The 18,316-nt window shown below is 36.1% G+C and carries 16 protein-coding genes; 8 read left to right on the forward strand and 8 right to left on the reverse strand.

Annotated elements, in window-relative coordinates; all coding sequences use genetic code 11:
- The first annotated feature begins 569 nt into the window (after window positions 1-569).
- The 6 genes from FJR11_RS14565 to FJR11_RS14590 all read left to right on the forward strand — a co-directional run bounded on the left by FJR11_RS14565 (window position 570) and on the right by FJR11_RS14590 (window position 7,853).
- Window positions 570-2,144 carry a photosystem II high light acclimation radical SAM protein gene (locus FJR11_RS14565; RefSeq protein WP_168504878.1) on the forward strand — a complete coding sequence of 525 codons (1,575 nt, stop codon included), beginning with the start codon at window positions 570-572 and terminating at the stop codon, window positions 2,142-2,144.
- Window positions 2,145-2,300: 156 nt separating this feature from the next.
- Window positions 2,301-3,701 (forward strand): DICT sensory domain-containing protein, encoded by a 1,401-nt coding sequence (locus FJR11_RS14570; RefSeq protein ID WP_168504880.1) that lies wholly within the window; start codon window positions 2,301-2,303, stop codon window positions 3,699-3,701.
- Complete coding sequence (locus FJR11_RS14575; protein WP_168504882.1) at window positions 3,698-4,348, forward strand: pentapeptide repeat-containing protein; 651 nt, start codon at window positions 3,698-3,700, stop codon at window positions 4,346-4,348. The genes FJR11_RS14570 and FJR11_RS14575 overlap by 4 nt, the downstream gene beginning before the upstream one ends.
- Window positions 4,349-4,476: 128 nt before the next feature.
- Window positions 4,477-5,391, forward strand: a complete 915-nt coding sequence (gene thrB, locus FJR11_RS14580; RefSeq protein WP_168504884.1) for a homoserine kinase — start codon at window positions 4,477-4,479, stop codon at window positions 5,389-5,391.
- Between the two features lie 86 nt (window positions 5,392-5,477).
- The gene (locus FJR11_RS14585) at window positions 5,478-5,990 is read left to right on the forward strand and encodes a hypothetical protein (RefSeq protein WP_168504886.1); all 513 of its coding nucleotides are present in this window, start codon (window positions 5,478-5,480) and stop codon (window positions 5,988-5,990) included.
- 258 nt (window positions 5,991-6,248) lie between these two features.
- The gene (locus FJR11_RS14590) at window positions 6,249-7,853 is read left to right on the forward strand and encodes an NAD(P)H-quinone oxidoreductase subunit 4 (RefSeq protein WP_168504888.1); all 1,605 of its coding nucleotides are present in this window, start codon (window positions 6,249-6,251) and stop codon (window positions 7,851-7,853) included.
- A 152-nt stretch (window positions 7,854-8,005) separates the two neighbouring features.
- On the opposite strand, the gene FJR11_RS14595 is transcribed toward FJR11_RS14590, so the two are convergent.
- The gene (locus FJR11_RS14595; protein WP_168504890.1) at window positions 8,006-8,374 is read right to left on the reverse strand and encodes a 2TM domain-containing protein; all 369 of its coding nucleotides are present in this window, start codon (window positions 8,372-8,374) and stop codon (window positions 8,006-8,008) included.
- Window positions 8,375-8,730: 356 nt separating this feature from the next.
- Between FJR11_RS14595 and FJR11_RS14600 the strand changes: the two genes are divergently transcribed.
- Together FJR11_RS14600 and FJR11_RS14605 are read left to right on the forward strand one after the other, a co-directional pair.
- Complete coding sequence (locus FJR11_RS14600; RefSeq protein WP_168504892.1) at window positions 8,731-8,976, forward strand: hypothetical protein; 246 nt, start codon at window positions 8,731-8,733, stop codon at window positions 8,974-8,976.
- A 75-nt stretch (window positions 8,977-9,051) separates the two neighbouring features.
- Window positions 9,052-11,532, forward strand: a complete 2,481-nt coding sequence (locus FJR11_RS14605) for a plasma-membrane proton-efflux P-type ATPase (protein ID WP_168504894.1) — start codon at window positions 9,052-9,054, stop codon at window positions 11,530-11,532.
- A gap of 54 nt (window positions 11,533-11,586) precedes the next feature.
- Here the strand turns inward: FJR11_RS14605 and FJR11_RS14610 are convergent, their stop codons facing one another.
- The 7 genes from FJR11_RS14610 to FJR11_RS14640 all read right to left on the reverse strand — a co-directional run bounded on the left by FJR11_RS14610 (window position 11,587) and on the right by FJR11_RS14640 (window position 18,155).
- Complete coding sequence (locus FJR11_RS14610) at window positions 11,587-12,339, reverse strand: hypothetical protein (RefSeq protein ID WP_168504896.1); 753 nt, start codon at window positions 12,337-12,339, stop codon at window positions 11,587-11,589.
- Between the two features lie 122 nt (window positions 12,340-12,461).
- Complete coding sequence (locus FJR11_RS14615; protein WP_254444756.1) at window positions 12,462-12,917, reverse strand: DUF488 family protein; 456 nt, start codon at window positions 12,915-12,917, stop codon at window positions 12,462-12,464.
- Window positions 12,904-13,560, reverse strand: coding sequence for a DUF488 family protein (locus FJR11_RS14620; protein ID WP_168504898.1), 657 nt, complete (start codon window positions 13,558-13,560; stop codon window positions 12,904-12,906). The genes FJR11_RS14615 and FJR11_RS14620 overlap by 14 nt, the downstream gene beginning before the upstream one ends.
- 95 nt (window positions 13,561-13,655) lie before the next feature.
- Window positions 13,656-13,886 carry a type II toxin-antitoxin system HicB family antitoxin gene (locus FJR11_RS14625; RefSeq protein WP_015081367.1) on the reverse strand — a complete coding sequence of 77 codons (231 nt, stop codon included), beginning with the start codon at window positions 13,884-13,886 and terminating at the stop codon, window positions 13,656-13,658.
- Window positions 13,883-14,113, reverse strand: coding sequence for a type II toxin-antitoxin system HicA family toxin (locus tag FJR11_RS14630; RefSeq protein WP_168504900.1), 231 nt, complete (start codon window positions 14,111-14,113; stop codon window positions 13,883-13,885). Before FJR11_RS14630 ends, FJR11_RS14625 begins: the two co-directional genes overlap by 4 nt.
- A gap of 112 nt (window positions 14,114-14,225) precedes the next feature.
- Window positions 14,226-15,956 (reverse strand): GTPase, encoded by a 1,731-nt coding sequence (locus FJR11_RS14635; RefSeq protein ID WP_168504902.1) that lies wholly within the window; start codon window positions 15,954-15,956, stop codon window positions 14,226-14,228.
- A gap of 30 nt (window positions 15,957-15,986) precedes the next feature.
- Entirely contained in the window at window positions 15,987-18,155 is a 2,169-nt protein-coding gene (locus FJR11_RS14640) for a GTPase (RefSeq protein WP_168504904.1), read from the reverse strand.
- Between the last annotated feature and the right edge of the window lie 161 nt (window positions 18,156-18,316).

Genomic DNA, 18,316 nt, shown 5'->3' on the forward strand with positions numbered 1-18,316 from the left:
CATTACATCAGTAAAGCTAACATCCGATGATCCCCGGTTACTGTAACTCCGACTACCATCTGCAATTTTCTGCATTATTTCTATCCAAAGATATATGGAGATTATAAAAATTTTGTAAATAAATCTGTATTTACTTAACAAAACAGATGATCAGTGAGGTTCTGGCTTTTTATTTCCGGTAAAATCGCTGTAAATTGTTGGCAGATAGGAATTTCAGCCTCTTATCCCCAGGCTTTATTATCCGAGAGCCAGTTGAATTATCACTTGCATCTATCTCCAGAATCAGAGGAAAAAATCATCGCTTAATTCATAAACTCGATGTTATGGTAAATGTATATGAAAATTTTGTTCATAAAACGCCACCTTCTATATATAACAAGCAAATTTTATGCACAGCAGTTTTCACTTTCACTACAGTTGTTAACAGCAAAAAAATTTTGCTTACCACAAAACAACTGAAATGTCAAAGATAATGCTGGTTAAGTTCAGAAACAACTTCACAGACTAGAAAACTAAATATTCCTCTAGTCTTTCCCTCAAAAACGGCAAGCAGTGCAGTTAAACCACCTATGAACGCCACTAAAATCCTCTACGTTCGCCTCCCTTGTAACCCCATCTTTCCCATTGGGGTTGTCTATCTCTCAGATCACGTCCACAAACTATTTCCCCATGTAGAACAGCGGATTTTTGACCTAGGTACAATTCCCCCCCTAGATTATACTTCCGCCCTCGACAGATGTATTGATGAGTTTCAACCCACATTACTAGTCTTTTCTTGGCGAGATATTCAAATTTATGCGCCAGTGGGTGGACGGGGCGGCAACCCTCTCCAAAACGCCTTTGAATTTTACTACGCAAAAAATCCTTTGATCAAATTGCGGGGTGCTTTCGGCGGGTTGCGAATCTTCATTGCTTATTATGTAGAATTATGGCGCAATTTAGGATTAGTTAAACGGGGTTTAAAACGCGCCCAAAAATATCAATCTCAAGCCCGTGTAGTTCTCGGTGGTGGTGCAGTTAGCGTTTTTTATGAACAGTTGGGGAAAAGCTTACCGCCTGGAACAATTATTTCTGTGGGTGAAGGAGAAACCCTGCTGGCTAAATTGCTTAATGGTGAAGATATTCAAAATGAACGCTGTTATGTAGTGGGAGAAAATCAACCCCGTCAACGGCTAATTCACGAACAACCCACACCCCTAGAAAAAACAGTTTGTAATTACGACTACATCGAAACAATTTGGCCAGAATTTAATTATTACCTGCAAGAACAAGACTTTTACATTGGTGTGCAAACCAAACGCGGTTGTCCTCATAATTGCTGTTATTGTGTTTATACAGTAGTCGAGGGTAAGCAAGTCCGCATTAATCCTAGTGACGAAGTAGTTGCGGAAATCCGAGAATTATACAATCGGGGCATTCGTAACTTTTGGTTTACTGATGCTCAATTTATCCCCGCCCGCAAATTCATTGATGATGCTGTGGAACTGCTGCAAAAAATCGTTGATTCGGGAATGTCAGATATTCATTGGGCAGCATACATTAGAGCCGACAACTTAACACCCGAATTGTGTGAGTTGATGGTAAAAACCGGGATGAATTATTTTGAAATCGGGATTACCAGCGGTTCTCAAGAACTTGTCCGCAAAATGCGAATGGGTTATAACTTGCGAACTGTTTTACAAAATTGTCGTGATTTAAAAGCCGCCGGTTTCAATGATGTAGTTTCTGTTAATTACTCTTTTAATGTGATTGATGAACGTCACGAAACTATTCGCCAAACTATTGCATATCACCGCGAACTAGAACGGATTTTTGGGGCTGATAAAGTTGAACCTGCTATTTTCTTTATTGGCCTGCAACCTCATACCCATTTAGAAGAATATGCCTTTAAAGAGGGTATTCTTAAACCAGGGTATGATCCCATGAGTTTAATGCCTTGGACAGCGAAAAAACTCCTCTGGAATCCTGAACCGCTGGGTTCTTTCTTTGGTGAAGTTTGTTTGCAAGCTTGGCGACAAAATCCCAATGACTTTGGCCGGGAAGTGATGAATATTTTAGAAGCCAAATTGGGTTGCGCTGATTTGGAAGATGCACTTTCTGCACCTATGGATAAACCAGAAAAACAGTTAGCAGCCATATCTTAGAAAATCCTGGGCGATTGGAAATCACGGCTACACAAACAAAGTCCGCCTGCGCCGACTAATTAAAACTTAAGATATTGAACCCACGAAGGTGGGTTTCGCCTGTGTAGACGCGGTTTCTAACCGCCGTATTATCTGAAATCACCAAATCTTAATTCCATGTTACAAGGTTCAATTCTCCAACAGTTAGAAGCCTCTCACCGCCATAGTGCTAGACCAGTTCATTTTGGCGTGTACTATAAAAATACCTTAGTTGCCCTCTGCCATGCTTTAGAAGATCATATTTTAACTAAAGATAATGGTCCTTTGGTAATTGCGGCTTTTCAACAGGGTAAATGGTATCTGCAAGAGGCTCAAAGATATGCAGATATCGCCCAACACAGCCGGGAAATTGTCATTATGGCGGCGGCTGATGCTGGTTTTGCCGAACATCCCACGGGACAATTGCCTAATATTGATTTAGTAGGATTAGCTCCGGATGATCCTGTGGCGCAGGAGTGGCATTTGATTATTTTAGCTCCTGATTACACAGCTATGGTAATTTGTCAAGAATTATCTGAAGCTGATTATGGCAGTGGTGGCTTACCAACTTGCGATTTAGAGCGTAAATTCTATGGTTTATGGACATTTGAACCAGAATTAGTAGAGGAAACCGCAGAGTTAGCGATCGCTCATATTAAAGACTATCATCCTGAACTCGGACTCAAACTTAGTCAACAAAAACAGGCAATTCATCCAGCTATCTGTCCAGGTTCAGAAGTGGCTACCGTCGTTGCTCGTGTTGTGGATTATCTGAAAACAGGACAAGGTAACTTACCGATTCTGACAGGATCGCACCAGAAATTCCTAGATCGTAACTTGGTATCTAACGAAATCCAAGCATTTTTGCGGATGGCGCAATTAATTGATCTAGCCGATACCAGTAATCCTATCGCCGCCACAGAAGTCGCATCTGTCGCGGAAACAATGGGGCAATTGCTGGATTTACCCGCATGGCAAATTAAAAGATTACGCCTTGCTGCTTTGTTACATCGCATAGACCCACTGCAAAACGCTGAAAGCTTGATTACTCCCAGTTACTCCACCACTGCTTATCAAGAAACATCTCCCAGTTGTCCCCTGGCTTGTCCCCTAGTCCCAGGAGCGCAAGCATTACGGATAATGCCACGACTACGAGCCATAGCCCAGATTATTACCCACCAAAGCGAATGGTGGAATGGCACCGGTGAACCCGCCGGTTTAGCTGGTGATGATATTCCTTTAGAATCACGAATTTTGTCCTTGGTGGCAGAATTTCAGCTACAAGTCAATCAATATAAATACTCAAGCAAGAGCGGCGTAGAGATATTTTCTCAAGCTTTAGATCAGTGCCGAAAACAACAATCTACCCGCTTTGATCCTAAACTGGTAGATACCTTAACTTTGTTAGTGATGGGATTACAACAGGGACTTGATTTACCCTTAATGACACCTAAAGTTAGCAGCGGTTTGTGGTTACTTGATTCCCGTTGGGATAGCCATAGTCAAAGTAGTGAGCAGATTTCAATTTACAGCAAATGAACATAGAAACCATTAGATTAGGACAAAACAAACAACTTCCTGGGGCAAATTTAGAAGATGAGGATCTATCTCACTTAGATTTAAGGAAGATAAATTTAACAGGGGCTACGTTAGTCGGCACTGACTTCACTGGTTCTAAACTGGAAGGTGGTCATTTTGAAGGTGCAAATTTAATGGGGGCAAACCTGCAACAAACTGACTTGCGAGCTAACTTAATGGGTGCAAACTTGATGCAGGCTGACTTGACAAGCGCGGACTTGCGGGGCTGTAACTTGCGGGGTAGTAACCTGATGGGGGCAATCCTCAGTGATGCGTCTTTATCCGGTGCTTTTTTAAGTGGTGCTAATTTAATGAGTGTAAATTTGCAGGGTGTTGACTTACGAGGTGCAGATTTACGAGGTGCTAATCTGACGGGGGCTAATCTCAAAGGTGCAGACTTAAGTGGCGCTGATTTACAAGGGGCTTTACTAATTGAAGCGAATCTTGAAGAAGCAGATTTACGGGCGGCAAATTTAGCCGGAGCGAATTTAACCGGAGCCAATTTACTTTGTGCGGAATTAGATGCAGTTAGGTTAAACGGTGCAAATTTAGATCGGGTATGTTTTGTAGGAACAGTTCTGGAAAATCGCACCAAGGGAGAAAATTAAAAATTGTCTCTTTCTCCCTGCCCCCTGCCCCCTGCCCCCTGCCTCTTGCCTTCTGCCTCTTGCCTTCTTCTTGTAAGCTGTCACTAATAGGTTGATAATTTTAAAATTGGAATTTTGAATTAATTTAAATGTCTGTAGTTTCTAACATTACTGTTAAAGTTCCCGCCACAACTGCAAATTTGGGTCCGGGTTTTGATTGCATTGGTGCAGCTTTAAAGCTGTACAACGAATTTAAGTTTACTACCCTTGATACAAGTGAGCTAATTATTCAAGTCTCTGGTTCAGAAGCCGAAAAGGTGCAAACTGATGAGAGTAATCTTTTATATCAGGCGTTTGTCAACTTATATCAACATATAAAACAAACACCGCCAGCGGTGAAAATAGAGATTAAGTTGGGTGTACCACTAGCGCGAGGTTTAGGTAGTTCAGCGACGGCTATTGTCGGGGGGTTAGTTGCGGCCAATGAATTGGCAGGTGCGCCTTTATCTGAGTTGCAGGTGATGGAATTAGCGATCGCTATGGAAGGACATCCTGATAATGTAGTACCAGCGTTGTTCGGTGGCTGTCGTCTAGCTGCTACCAGCAGTAAAGGTTGGGAAATTTGTGATATTCCCTGGCATCGGGATATAGTGACCGTGGTAGCAATTCCTGATTTTGAGTTATCAACCTCAGAAGCACGAAAGGTTGTACCCACAGAAATCAGCCGTGCAGATGCAATTTTTAATATTTCTCATTTAGGTTTATTATTGCGGGGTTTAGCAACTAATCGGGAAGAATGGTTAACAGCAGCTTTACAAGATAAGTTACACCAACCTTATCGCCAAACCTTGATTCCTGGTTATGATGCCGTGAATGCAGCGGCTGTTGCTGCTGGTGCTTATGGCATGGTAATTAGTGGCGCGGGTCCCACACTTTTAGCTTTAGTAGATACAAGTCAAGTAAAATCTGTTGAAATAGCAATGGCAAACGCTTGGACGCAAAAGGGAATTACCTCAATTGTGAGATCACTCCCCCTCGATACCCAAGGGGCAACTCTATTGTAAATTTGAGATTTTGGATTTTCGATTGGTAATTGGTAGTGAAAAACCAATTACCAAAAACCAATTACCAATTACCTATCATAATATATATGGAGAAAATTCAGTCAGAAATAGTAGCGCTGAAATCTCAAATCCAAGCACTCCAACAAGAACGCACTGCACTGACTAATCATCATGTAGAATCGGGCGAAAATGATTCACCCTTAGCCATAGTTGAAGCTTACCGCCGTCAAGCCAGGGAAAACGTGCAATTGTCGGCTGAACTTAAAGGCATAGATGATGCCATATATTTCCTAGAAAAGCAAATACAACAAAGAAAAGCTCATCTTAATCGGTATTTGCCTATGTCGGTTCGCATATCTCAGCAACAGGAACAGCTAGAAGAAGCCAAAAAAATTGCTCAAGTTCATGCAGAACGAGTTAACGAACTAGCATTAGAACTAGCTAAAGAAATTAAACTGCTAAAAACCTGTGCTGATGAACTTAGTCCCATGTATTGGCAAGTTTACTACAAACCTTTCATCACAGGCTTTAAGACCATTTCTGTCCCTTTCGTTCGTTCAGATGGGGAAGTCTGGATGATTGTCAACCGTATTGTTTAAGAAACAGAGATAACTTTACTAAAAATTCAATCTATCGTCAAGGTGTTCATTATAATTAAAGACAGCGATATTAGTCGCTGTTTTTTTGTTGACGTTGCAAAAATTTACATTTAGAATAGACTCGCAGCATAATTTAGTAAGTATTTATTACTATTTATTCTCCAAATTGGAAATCTTCATAAGAAATCGTTTACAACCGTAACGATTCCTTAATATAATGTAAACAAAAGTAAAATCAAAAACATATTGTCAACAGTGATGAATGCCCTAGAACTTCCTTGGTTATCAGCCATAATTTTCCTGCCCTTAGTGGCAGCCCTCGCAATTCCCATCATTCCCGATAAAGAGGGTAAAACCGTCCGCTGGTACGGCTTGGGAGTGGCACTATTAGACTTTGCATTAATTATCTTCGCCCTGTGGCAGGGTTACGACTTCCAAAGTTCAGCCCTGCAAATGACAGAAAGCTATCCTTGGATACCCCAACTTGGCTTGAACTGGTCTCTAGGGGTTGACGGTTTATCAATGCCTCTAATCCTGTTAACAGGCTTCATTAACACACTCGCAGTATTCGCGGCTTGGAAAGTAACCACCAAGCCGCGTTTATTTTATGCGTTGATGTTAGTGATGTACAGCGCTCAATTAGGTGTATTTCTCGCCCAAGATTTGTTAATGTTCTTCTTGATGTGGGAAATCGAGTTAGTACCCGTTTACTTACTAATTGCCATCTGGGGAGGTGCAAACCGCCGTTACGCAGCTACCAAATTTATTATCTATACCGCCGCAGCATCTATATTTATACTGGTAGCTGGTTTTGCAATGGCTTTCTATGGTGATAACTTCACCTTCAACATGACCGAATTGGGAATGAAAGAATATCCCAAAGCTTTAGAACTAGCACTATATGCAGGGTTCTTAATCGCTTATGGTGTTAAACTACCCATTTTCCCCTTACATACATGGTTGCCTGATGCTCATGGTGAAGCATCTGCACCCGGTTCAATGATTTTAGCTGGTGTATTGTTAAAGATGGGTGGTTATGCCCTAATTCGCTTTAACGTCGAAATGTTAACTGATGCTCATGTTACCTTTGCCCCAGTTTTAGCAATTTTAGGTGTAGTTAATATTGTTTATGGTGCTTGTTGTGCCTTTGCTCAAACCAATCTCAAACGCCGTTTGGCTTACTCTTCAATTGCCCACATGGGGTTTGTGTTAATTGGGATTGCATCTTATACAGAAATCGGTATCAGCGGTGCTGTATTACAAATGGTTTCTCACGGTTTAATTGCTGCTAGTTTGTTCTTTCTTTCTGGTGTAACTTACGAACGTACCCACACCTTGATAATGGATAAAATGGGCGGTATAGCTAAAGTAATGCCCAGAACTTTCGCTCTCTTTACTATGGGTTCAATGGCTTCTCTGGCTTTACCCGGTATGAGTGGTTTTGTCGGTGAATTAATGGTGTTCTTAGGTTTTGCTACTAGCGATGTTTACAGTTCCAGCTTCAAAATTGTAGTCATCTTTCTATCAGCCGTTGGCGTGATTTTGACACCTATTTATTTACTTTCCATGTTGCGTCAAGTATTCTATGGTGAGAAAAATGAAGACTTACATTTAGATGCTGTAGTTCTTGATATTAAGCCTCGTGAATTGTTTATCACCGCTTGCTTGTTAGTTCCTATCATCGGTATTGGTTTTTATCCTAAGATGATTACACAAGCTTATGATGTGAAAACAGTGGAAGTTGCGGCTCATGCTCGTCAAGTTTTACCAGTTGTCGCTCGTCAACAACCTACAAATTTGTACTCGCAAATTTTCACCACACCAACATTAGCTAGTTCCGAAATAGTGAATATAGTTGAGTAATTATAAAGCCCAAAAAGGCGCTGTAGTAAATCTTAAATATGAGGAGAATTAGGGGTAGTTTGTAGAAACTACCCTTAAATTTTTTGAGAACATGGCAAAATAAAAGCCCCATGAATTTATTGAGGGGCTTGTATCTTTTGATTTTTTAGTTATTATGAATTAGTTATATAAACCTTCATTCCATGCAGTAATAAACCTAATCCCCATCCTAACATGGGATAAATTGCCCAAAAATATCCAGGGCTTACCACCAAATTTAACAGCACCAAAAAACCATTAATGGCAATAAAAGCAAATAGGTGTGATTTGAATCCTTTTCGTTGTTGACTATTAGACATTTGCTCTTGTTTCACTTCTACATTATTTTTTAACCATTCTTGTTCCGCAGCTTGTAGCGATTCTGAAGAAACACCTAATTCTGAGGCTATTTCTATAATTTGTTCCCTTGTATATTCTCCCTGTTGCTTCCGTCTAAAAGCTACTTCAAGAATCTGCTGCATTTCCTCTGAGTTGTAAGTCATTATCAATACCTAAAATGGTAAAAAATACTTGTGAGAGTTAATTTTGAAACGGTAGCTACACAGTCATTAAAAATATATTTGCTTAGGAACTGTTTAGAAACACATTTTATAGCTGAAAAATAATTGATGTCGTAATTAACAGCACAAATATAGATGAAATGCAAAATAAATCATACTGAAGATAGTGTTTTTTAATCTATTTTTTAGAAAAGATAAAGTGTGAAACACTGTAATTATGATTTCCATGGTAGTGAAAAAATAAAAATACTTAAGTAGCTGAGATATTTTTATGATTTCCTCTTTTAGCAAGTATCAAATATTTAAAAATTAAACCTCTTATAAAAATAAATTTATTTATGAATTTATTCACACAAAACTTGCCAGAACCAGGAATGTCTCCAAACATAATTCAAGAAAATCCACCATCAGGTACAGATTTATTAATTTCCCATGGGTTACAAAAAGAACAGTACATTGGCATTATTGCCCTAGTAATAGCTTTGATTACTGCTGTAGGATTTTTTAGCCGTAGAGTTGAATATGCTATTTTAGTAGCCCTTTTTCTCAGTGCATTTTTAATTAGTTTGTTTTTATTTTTATAAACAATCTGTTATTTAATCTGAATATCTCAACTATTTCACAGGCATGATTGATTAGAAAATCACAGTGATAAAACTATGCAACAACAACTTCATCCCCAAAATCAAAACAGCCAAACTAGCGATTTAGCAAATCTTAGTCTTGAAGAACTACAAACTCAATTAAGAGTTTCTTTAGAACATGGATTAACTGGAGAAGAAGCCCAACATCGTCTTTCCAGCTACGGCTATAACGAACTAGCTGATCAAAAAATTAGTGCTTTAGAGCAGTTTTTATCTCATTTTTGGGGACCAATTCCTTGGATGATTGAAGTAGCAATAATTCTCTCAGCCCTGGTACAAGATTGGGTAGATTTTACGATTATTTTAGTTTTGTTAGTAGTTAATAGTTTAATCGGCTTTTGGACAGAATTTCAAGCGGGAAATGCCATTGCTGCTCTTAAAGCCCAACTTGCCTTGAATGCTCGTGTGAAGCGAGATGATGAATGGATCGCAGTTCTTGCCCGTGAATTAGTACCGGGAGATATTATTCATTTGCGAATTGGTGATGTAATTCCGGCAGATATTCGATTACTAGAAGGTAATTCTATTGAAGTTGATCAGGCAGCATTAACGGGTGAATCTCTACCAGTTACACGAGAAATGGGAGAGGTAGTTTACTCTGGATCTGTTCTCAAACGCGGCGAAATTGATGGATTAGTTTATGCCACAGGTGCAAATACCTTTTTTGGTAAAACTGCCAGTTTAGTCGGTAATGCTACTATTCAAAGTCACTTTCAACAAACCATTATGAAGATTGGTAATTTTTTAATTGCTACTGCTTTAGTATTGGTGACATTAATTATTTTTGTGGCTCTTTACCGACATGATAAGTTACTCCACATTTTGAAATTTGTTTTAGTTTTAACTGTAGCTTCTATTCCTGTAGCCATGCCAGCAGTGTTATCAGCAACTATGGCTATCGGTTCGCAAGTCTTGGCGAGAAAACAGGCAATTGTTAGCCGTTTGGAATCAATAGAAGAAATTGCTGGAATGGACATTCTTTGCTCAGATAAAACTGGGACTTTAACTTTAAATCAATTAACTTTAGGAGATCCATTTAGTTTAGATCATGTTACTGCTGATGAAATAATTTTAGCAGCAGCTTTAGCTTGTCACAATGTAGAAGAAGATCCGATTGATCAGGCAATCATGGCAGGTTTAAAAGATCAACAACAACTTACTAATTATCAGGTAACTAATTTTTTACCTTTTGACCCAGTTATTAAACGCACAGAAGCCACTATTTCTACAAATGACGGTGGAGAATTCAAAGTTAGTAAGGGCGCACCCCAGGTAATTTTAGCCTTAGTTGCTAATAGTTCTGAGATTGAAAAAGCTGTTAATAAAACCATTGATAACTTTGCCAAACGTGGTTTTAGATCATTAGGTGTTGCGCGAACTAATGCTGAAGGAAATTGGCAGTTTCTCGGTATATTACCCCTGTTTGATCCACCTCGTAGTGACTCAAAATTAGTAATTAAAGACTTAAAAAGTTTGGGGGTAAAAATGAAAATGCTGACTGGTGATCAAGTAGCGATCGCTAAAGAAACTTGTCGCCAATTAGGATTAGGAACTAACATATTAAATGCTAAGTTATTTAGTACCAGTGATTCTCATAAAATGGGACAAATTGCTGATGCTGTCATGCAAGCTGATGGCTTTGGTCAAGTATTTCCCGAACATAAATATTATATTGTCGAAGCCCTACAAAAAGGAGGTCATATTGTTGGTATGACAGGGGATGGTGTCAACGATGCACCAGCTTTAAAAAAGGCAGATGCTGGTATTGCGGTTTCTGGTGCAACTGATGCGGCTCGTGCTGCTGCTGATATCGTTTTATTAGCTCCAGGATTAACAGTAATTGCTGATGCTGTGAGGGAAAGTCGGAAAATTTTTCAACGAATGTATAGTTATGTTTTATATAGAATTGCGGAAACAATAGACATTCTCATTTTTTTAACTCTGTCAATTTTAATTTTCAATTTCTATCCCATGACAGCAATTATGATTGTGCTATTGGCTTTATTGAATGATGGAGCAATTTTAGCTATTGCTTATGATAAAGCACTTCCTGATAATCAACCAGCTACTTGGGATATGTTTGTTGTTTTGGGTATGTCTACCTTAATTGGAATTGCCAGTGTATTTGGTTCTTTTGGTATTTTTTATATAGGTAGAGAATTACTAGAACTTAGTCCAGAAATGCTACAAACCTTAGTATATTTAAAACTTTCTGTTGCAGGTCATTTAACAATCTTTGTGACGCGCACAAAAAAATCTTTTTGGACAGAAAAACCTGCCAATATTTTGCTATTAGCTATTTTTGGAACTCAACTTATTGCTAGTTTATTAGCTATATTTGGTTTTGGACTTATCTCTTCTATCGGTTGGGGTTTAGCTGCCATAGTTTGGGGTTATTCTTTAGGCTTACTATTTATTCTTGACTGGGTAAAATATTTAGGATATAGATTATTTCATCATCATCTAGAATTGCGTCAACGAAATTTTAATGCTTAGAAAATTATCTCAAGCCGATTAGTTAAATTGGATAAGTTTCTGAATATATAGAATTTATTTCCATCCTAGACGTTTAGAAATATCGCTAACATTAATAACAGATGCGACTAATTTGTAACAAAATGTTTCCTCACTTTTAAATGAAGGTTGAAAAGGTTCACTTAAACTAATTGTTAATCTAAATTTATCAGGTTCAAAGTTTTCCAAGTTGAGTTTTTCTATTACCTCTTCACAGGAATATATTCCTGCTTCTAAAAAACAAAGTTTATCTATCCAAATTGGATCTGTAATGGGTAAATCGTAAAAATTACCACATAAAGAAAAAAGACATCTAAAGGTTTTTTCATTTTCAGAATTATATTTAATTTGCCATTTTAATTCTTCTGGATTAATCATAGTTAATGAAGATTTAATTGGTGATATCTCTAAATCTTCATAACGGATACGTTTCTCAAAATTACCTAATAACTTAGGTTCAGTAGAATTTTGGTTAATTTCTGGTTTAATTAGTTTTTTTACTTCTTCTAAAGTAGCTTGTCCTAAAATCTGCCATTTATAACTATAATGAATTAGCCAATTTTCAGGTTGATGACATTTTGGTTCATACCTAATCATAGGAATTCTAATAATATCAAATAATTGGACTTCTCTACCATCTCTCATAGTGTAATGTTCTGGATATAAAGTTCCATTTATTCTATTAGAAACTGGCCGTAACCACCCTGTACCATCAGTTTTAATACCTGCAAGACAAATTCCACCATGCTTAGTAGATTTAGCAAGACAAATAATATCAAATGTCAGCATTTTTTTAGTCTTATTAACACCCTAATTATCTAAGCAATAGTAAAATAAGACTACATTATTCGTGAACAGTAATATTACCGAATTCTTGAAAAAAAGTTGAGGAGATGAATCTGGGAATATACTCAAAGATGATGAATTTTGATAGTTTTTTCGAGATGAGTTTGCAAATATTCAGCCACTAACCGACGATGACAATTATGCGGTTTTAACTCACTGCATAATAAACAACTTTTATCTATGATATCTATAGATAACTTCCTTTCAATTTGTCGTTGTGTAATTAGTTGATTAAATTTTTGTTCATAGCTATCCCAAGTAATTTCTTTCTTTTTATAGGCATCTAAAATATCTTTTGTGGGAGCTAAATCAAGAATATGGATATATTCAATTCCGCCAATTTTCTGGAGAAAATATTCTAAATCTGACTTTTTCGCAAATCCCGCAAGTTGAGAAACATTATTTAAGCGAGTATCAATAACTCGCTTCACACCTGATTTTATCAAAGTCTCAAAAAACTGTTCGGCTTTTTTCTGGGTAAAGCCAATCGTAAATAAATTAACTTGTTCATTCATCATCATCTGTGGTTTCTGTATAAGCTACTTTTTCACTTTGTAATTGATAGGCTTTTTCTACTAATTCGGCACGGGAAAGAGGTTTTTCTAGAGTTTGTGTAGGTTGTAAATCAAATAGAGAAAGTTGTTTAACCGGATTTTGCAAGTCAGCCAAAACTTTATATAAATTATTTTGTTTTAATACTCTATTTTCTAAATCTTCATTTGTTTCTAAATCTCCATTTTTATGAATATGTTGAATTTCTAAACCAGCATTTTTCAAATGTGGACAAATCAAAATAGCTCGATGACAAACAATGGGATCTTGTTCTGCACACATTAAACTAATTTGATATTTTTCTGAACCTTGAATTAGACGATTTAACCCGATTTTAAAAGCCTCTGTTGCGGCAATTAAATCATAACGAGCCATACCATCTACATAACAGTTTCTATCACGAGGACGAGCGCCCAAGTTATCTCCCAGGGGAACATAAGCAATATTTGCGGTTTTCAGTTCTGCTTTTAATGCTGATTGGTTAAACTGAGGAAATCGGCGACTATAGGGACTAGAACGCACGTCAGCTAAGGCTGTTACTTGATGTTGGTGTAACAGTTCGATAAATGTTTCAATTGCATGATTAGAATGACCAATAGTGAATGTTTTCATAATTTGTTATTATCGGGAATAACACTGAATTACAATTATTTACAGGCATTTTAACGGTTATAATGTCAAAATGCAACTATACTTTTTACACTGAACTAGGCAACTTGCAACGGTTTTGTAGGAAGCATTCGGGGTTCTGGTAATACTTGATTTTCTTGAGTAAGCATCTCAACAAAAGCCTCAATTACTTCCTGACCATTTCTAGCAGCTTCTTCGTAAGTTTTACCATGTGTATGAAACTGTTGCCAGGGAAATTCAGGTAAGTGAACTAAAAAAAGTTGATCCTCTTGAGACCATTGAATTACCATGCTGTAGTGATAAATCATTCTTCACCTTCCTTATTTTCTAGTTCTTCCAGCTTTTTCAGCACCCGCTGAATGTTTTTTTCTAAATATAGCGGAGCATCATCTCCATCTTTTCCCGGTATGGTTAATGGTTCTTCCGGTAATAAAGGATGTTTCCAGTAAGTATGACTTCCTTTACCTCTACCTGCTTGAAGGAGATACCCAACTTTTGCCACTATTGCCTTTAGTTCTCTTATTTTCTTCGGCATTTCTCATTACCATACTCCTACTTTATATTGTATGCTATCTCTGTACAACATAATCATTGTCTGAATCAGGATGTCCAGGATTTAAGGATTTACAGGATGTATTTCAGATTTACTACTTGATTAATTGTTTAATCTCCTGCTTTATCTCCTGACGTTTATTCTCAATTTGAGTTAATATCTCATGTTTGGACTGGTCAAAACTTCTCAAATCTTTCTCTTTAGCTTCAATATCATTTAATTCCTCATCATAGAAACTTATAGCTTCTTCAATGTTTAATTCATACTCTTTTCGCATTTCTTCAGCCAGCTTTCTGAACTCTTCTTTTACATGATTTCTAGCTTCACGTAGCTGACGCTGATTTTCTTGATATTCTTGTTCTTCTTTAGCTGTCATAACTACATCCAATACTACACCACCAATAGCAAGAACAGGACCTAAACCTTTAATGAATTTAGCTCCATTTACAGCACCCCAAGGTTTAAATTTAATACCGAGAAATTTCCCTACATTATAAACTAAATCTCTGGATACTTTTGATGATAATTTTCCGAGTTCTTGTAGAATTTTACCACTTTGTTTTTCTAGTATTGACTTCCCTATCTTATCACCAATATTTGAAGCATTAACTTTCTTTCCATCTACATTTGGATCATTAACTCTCTTTCCATCTACCGAGTTTATTTCCAACTCTTCCACTAAAGTTCCATCTAGTAAGAAGTTTCTTAATTCTTCTGGTAAAGTCTGAGCTAGTGGAGAATTTTTCAATTCATCTATTTTAGATAGTAGTCTTTGTAATTCACTTATTAAGCCAGACTGAATATTTGCAAGAGTTTTTTCTGATAAAAGAGTAATTTCTTTTGTGACTTTTTCTAGTTCTTCCTTAATTTCTTCTTCAGTATGATGTCCATCAAGTTTACTAGCTATTCTTTCACGAAGCATGATAACTTCATGTTCCAATTTAGCTAACTCAGAACAATAAGCATTTCTAGCTCTAGTTTCAGATGCTTGTACTATCAGTTTTTTACGTCGCAATATTTCTAAACTATCACGAGTTGTTTTATCACCTGTACTTAAAAAGTTTAGTGATTTGTCCAGCGTATCAACAGTACGATGTAAAGGAGTAACTAACCTTGCGGAAAGTTCATTTTTTTGAATTAGCTTTTGTAGAGAATCAAGAAAATCATTAAAATTAGATTTAGCTTGTAAAGACTGCTGATATTTTATATATTTAGGATCTTGAGATTTAAGGTAAGAATCAGCATCAATAAAACAGGTGTAAAAATCTTGAGAATGATATGGTTCTATAATTTGCGTAATTGTTGATAATAAATCTTCAGGACTTCCTGATTCACGACTCATTTTATTAACTACTAACACCATTTGTCCAACTCTTTGCATTTGATTAGCTACTGTTTGAAAAAATGCTGCACCTTGGGGGTTAAATAGTTCATTGGGAACGACAAAGACCAGTAAATCACATTTAGAAATTCTTTCTAGAGTAATATCATCATGTTCTGTATTACCTGCATAAATTCCTGGTGTGTCTAGGAGTAATACATCTTGCCAAGCATATTCTGTAACTTTATCAGTACATATTTCTGCGCTAATTCTCACGCTTTCATCTCCAGTTAATGCTTTAATTAAAGTAGATTTACCAGCGTTGTACTGTCCAATAAAAGCGATAGATAGTTTTTTATGTTGTTGATATTCTTGCCAGAAGTTTTGAAAATCATCAACTAATTTTTCAATCTCATTTTCTGTCCGATTTTCTAAAATATCTATTGTTTCTTGGCAAAGTTGGTTAACTTTTTGGGATTTAGCATTAAATTGAAATGATGACATTTTTAATTCTCCTTTGATTAATAATTGATTCTATTTTAGATTATCGAAATCTTGTTTAGCGTGTTGCTTAATTTTTAGAATTTCAATAATAGCTTTATCTAATTTAACGGTTATGCTAAATAAATTGTCAATGTATAAACGAATGTTATCTATTATTTGATGTTGATAATTTTCCATATTTAAATTTAAACATTTTTCATAATCTTTGATAGTATAATTTTTGAGCTTAATAACTTGTTTTCTAAGAGATTCTTTTTCCTTTTCAACATTATTTTTATAATTTTTGTCATCTTTTGCTATTTTCTGATCACCAGCAAAATTAACTCCCACATTAGCAACTGACATCAATCCTCCTGCAACAGTCCAGCCTATTGGATTCCACCAATTGGTAGCTACAACAGCAACAGCACATAAAGCACCAACAGCACCAATAACTATACCTCCTCGTTTGATCCACTTGCCTGTCTCATCTTTTTTAATATCACTAATATAAACGTTTTCTAGACTAGTTTTTATATTTTTTACATCATATTCATATTCTTGGGCAAACTCTTTTAACTTTTCATCTACGTCTTTAAATATTTCCTCCATAACATCTTTCATGGTGCTTTCAAGATTTTTTTGATTAACTATATTTTTCCATTCTTTTTTGCGTTCTTCTATGTTCATGTCTTTATATCTATCTACAAAGCTACCAATTTTCTCATCTATCTGACCAAATAATTTATCAGATTTAGATTTGATTGTTTTCTTCCCTTCAGTTTCAGTTTCTAAAAATATATTTGTCAGTTTATTTTTATTATCACTCATAGATTCTCGTCCTTGTTCTAATTGTTGCTTTGCATAAGTCAGTTTTTGGTTAATTTCATCTAACAAGTTATCTAGGCTATCAGCAAAAGTTGATAAGCGTAAATCTTGACCATTAGTATAAATTTGATAAGCAATTAAAGAATATAATTCTTCTATTTTACTCAACTCCCACAGTTGACTACTGTACTCTTGATATTCTGCTTGCGTACTTAAAAAACCAGATTGAGCATGAATAGGAACTATATCTACATTATCTAAATTCAAATATTCCTTAATGTGACTTTGAATATGATTTTTATGTTGTGATAACCTATCTTCATCAAATACCATTTCTGGAATATCAAGGAACATTTCTAAATCTTCTAAGTTATTAGCAATATCATGTTTAACATTGAGAATCACAGCAAAATATTTATTGATTTGTTGCAATTGCGCCATTGATTGAAATTCACCAGGTTGTACAGAATCATCACTAGTTAAAAACAAAACAAGATCAGACTGATCAATAATATCATTAGCTTTTTTGGTGTCATCATCACCTTGATAAGCCTCAATTCCAGGTGTATCAAGTAACCGTAAACCTTGCCAAGAATATTCTGTTACATCTCTGGTTGTACGTTGTGAACCTTTACCAATTGTGCTACCACTACCGCGAGTTAGTGTTTCTCGTAAGGTACTTTTACCAGCTTTAGTTCTCCCAAATAAAGCAACTGTAAAATTTTCTAGATGTTTTCTTTTCTGATTTAAAGAAATAACCAAATCTTCTAAACTATCTTCGGATAATTTTTGAATATCTAACTGTATTTGTTCTAATTTCGTTGCAAATTGGAACTGTTCAGAACCTTTGATTTTCAAAATTTCATGGCTAATGGCTTCAATATTACTATTAAGATTTTTAATTTCTATTTCTATTTTCTTGGCATATCTAATACTAATATCATAAGCAGAGTTAGCCATTTTTGAGCATTTTTTTAATTCCTCTTCAAATTCTGCTTGAGATACTTTTATTTTAGCTCTTTTAACTTGATTATTAGATGTAGCATTTTGCCTTTTAATTTGATGTTTAGTTTGATTATCTTGGGAATAATTAGAGTTATTTTCTGAAAATAATTCATACTTATATTTATATGACCAATCTAAATCGAAACTATTAATCTGCTGTCTATGAATTTTGACAGTTTGAATAGTAGTTAATTTTAAATCACGTAGTGATGTGATAGTGACTTGTAATAATTCGCCTCTATATGTAATTTCTGGAGTTTCTTCGGATACCAGGATTACTTTAAGACAATCATAGTTAACGGAAACTTTAGCAATAACATCTATAATACCGCTACGTTGTAAAGATTGGTTAAGGTGGTGTGCGATCGCTTCTAAATCAATATTCATAAACCAGCATCTTTTTTACACAGCATCATTATAAATCACCTGAGTAACCATTATACTAAACCTAACCCATCTAAACCAGTATTTGTTAAGTATATTTACATTAATCAGGATGATTTTAATAACATATTTTTCATACCTACTCAAATCACAACTTTTCTAAA

The sequence above is a fragment of the Anabaena sp. UHCC 0187 genome (assembly GCF_009712035.1).
Taxonomy (GTDB): Bacteria; Cyanobacteriota; Cyanobacteriia; order Cyanobacteriales; family Nostocaceae; genus Dolichospermum.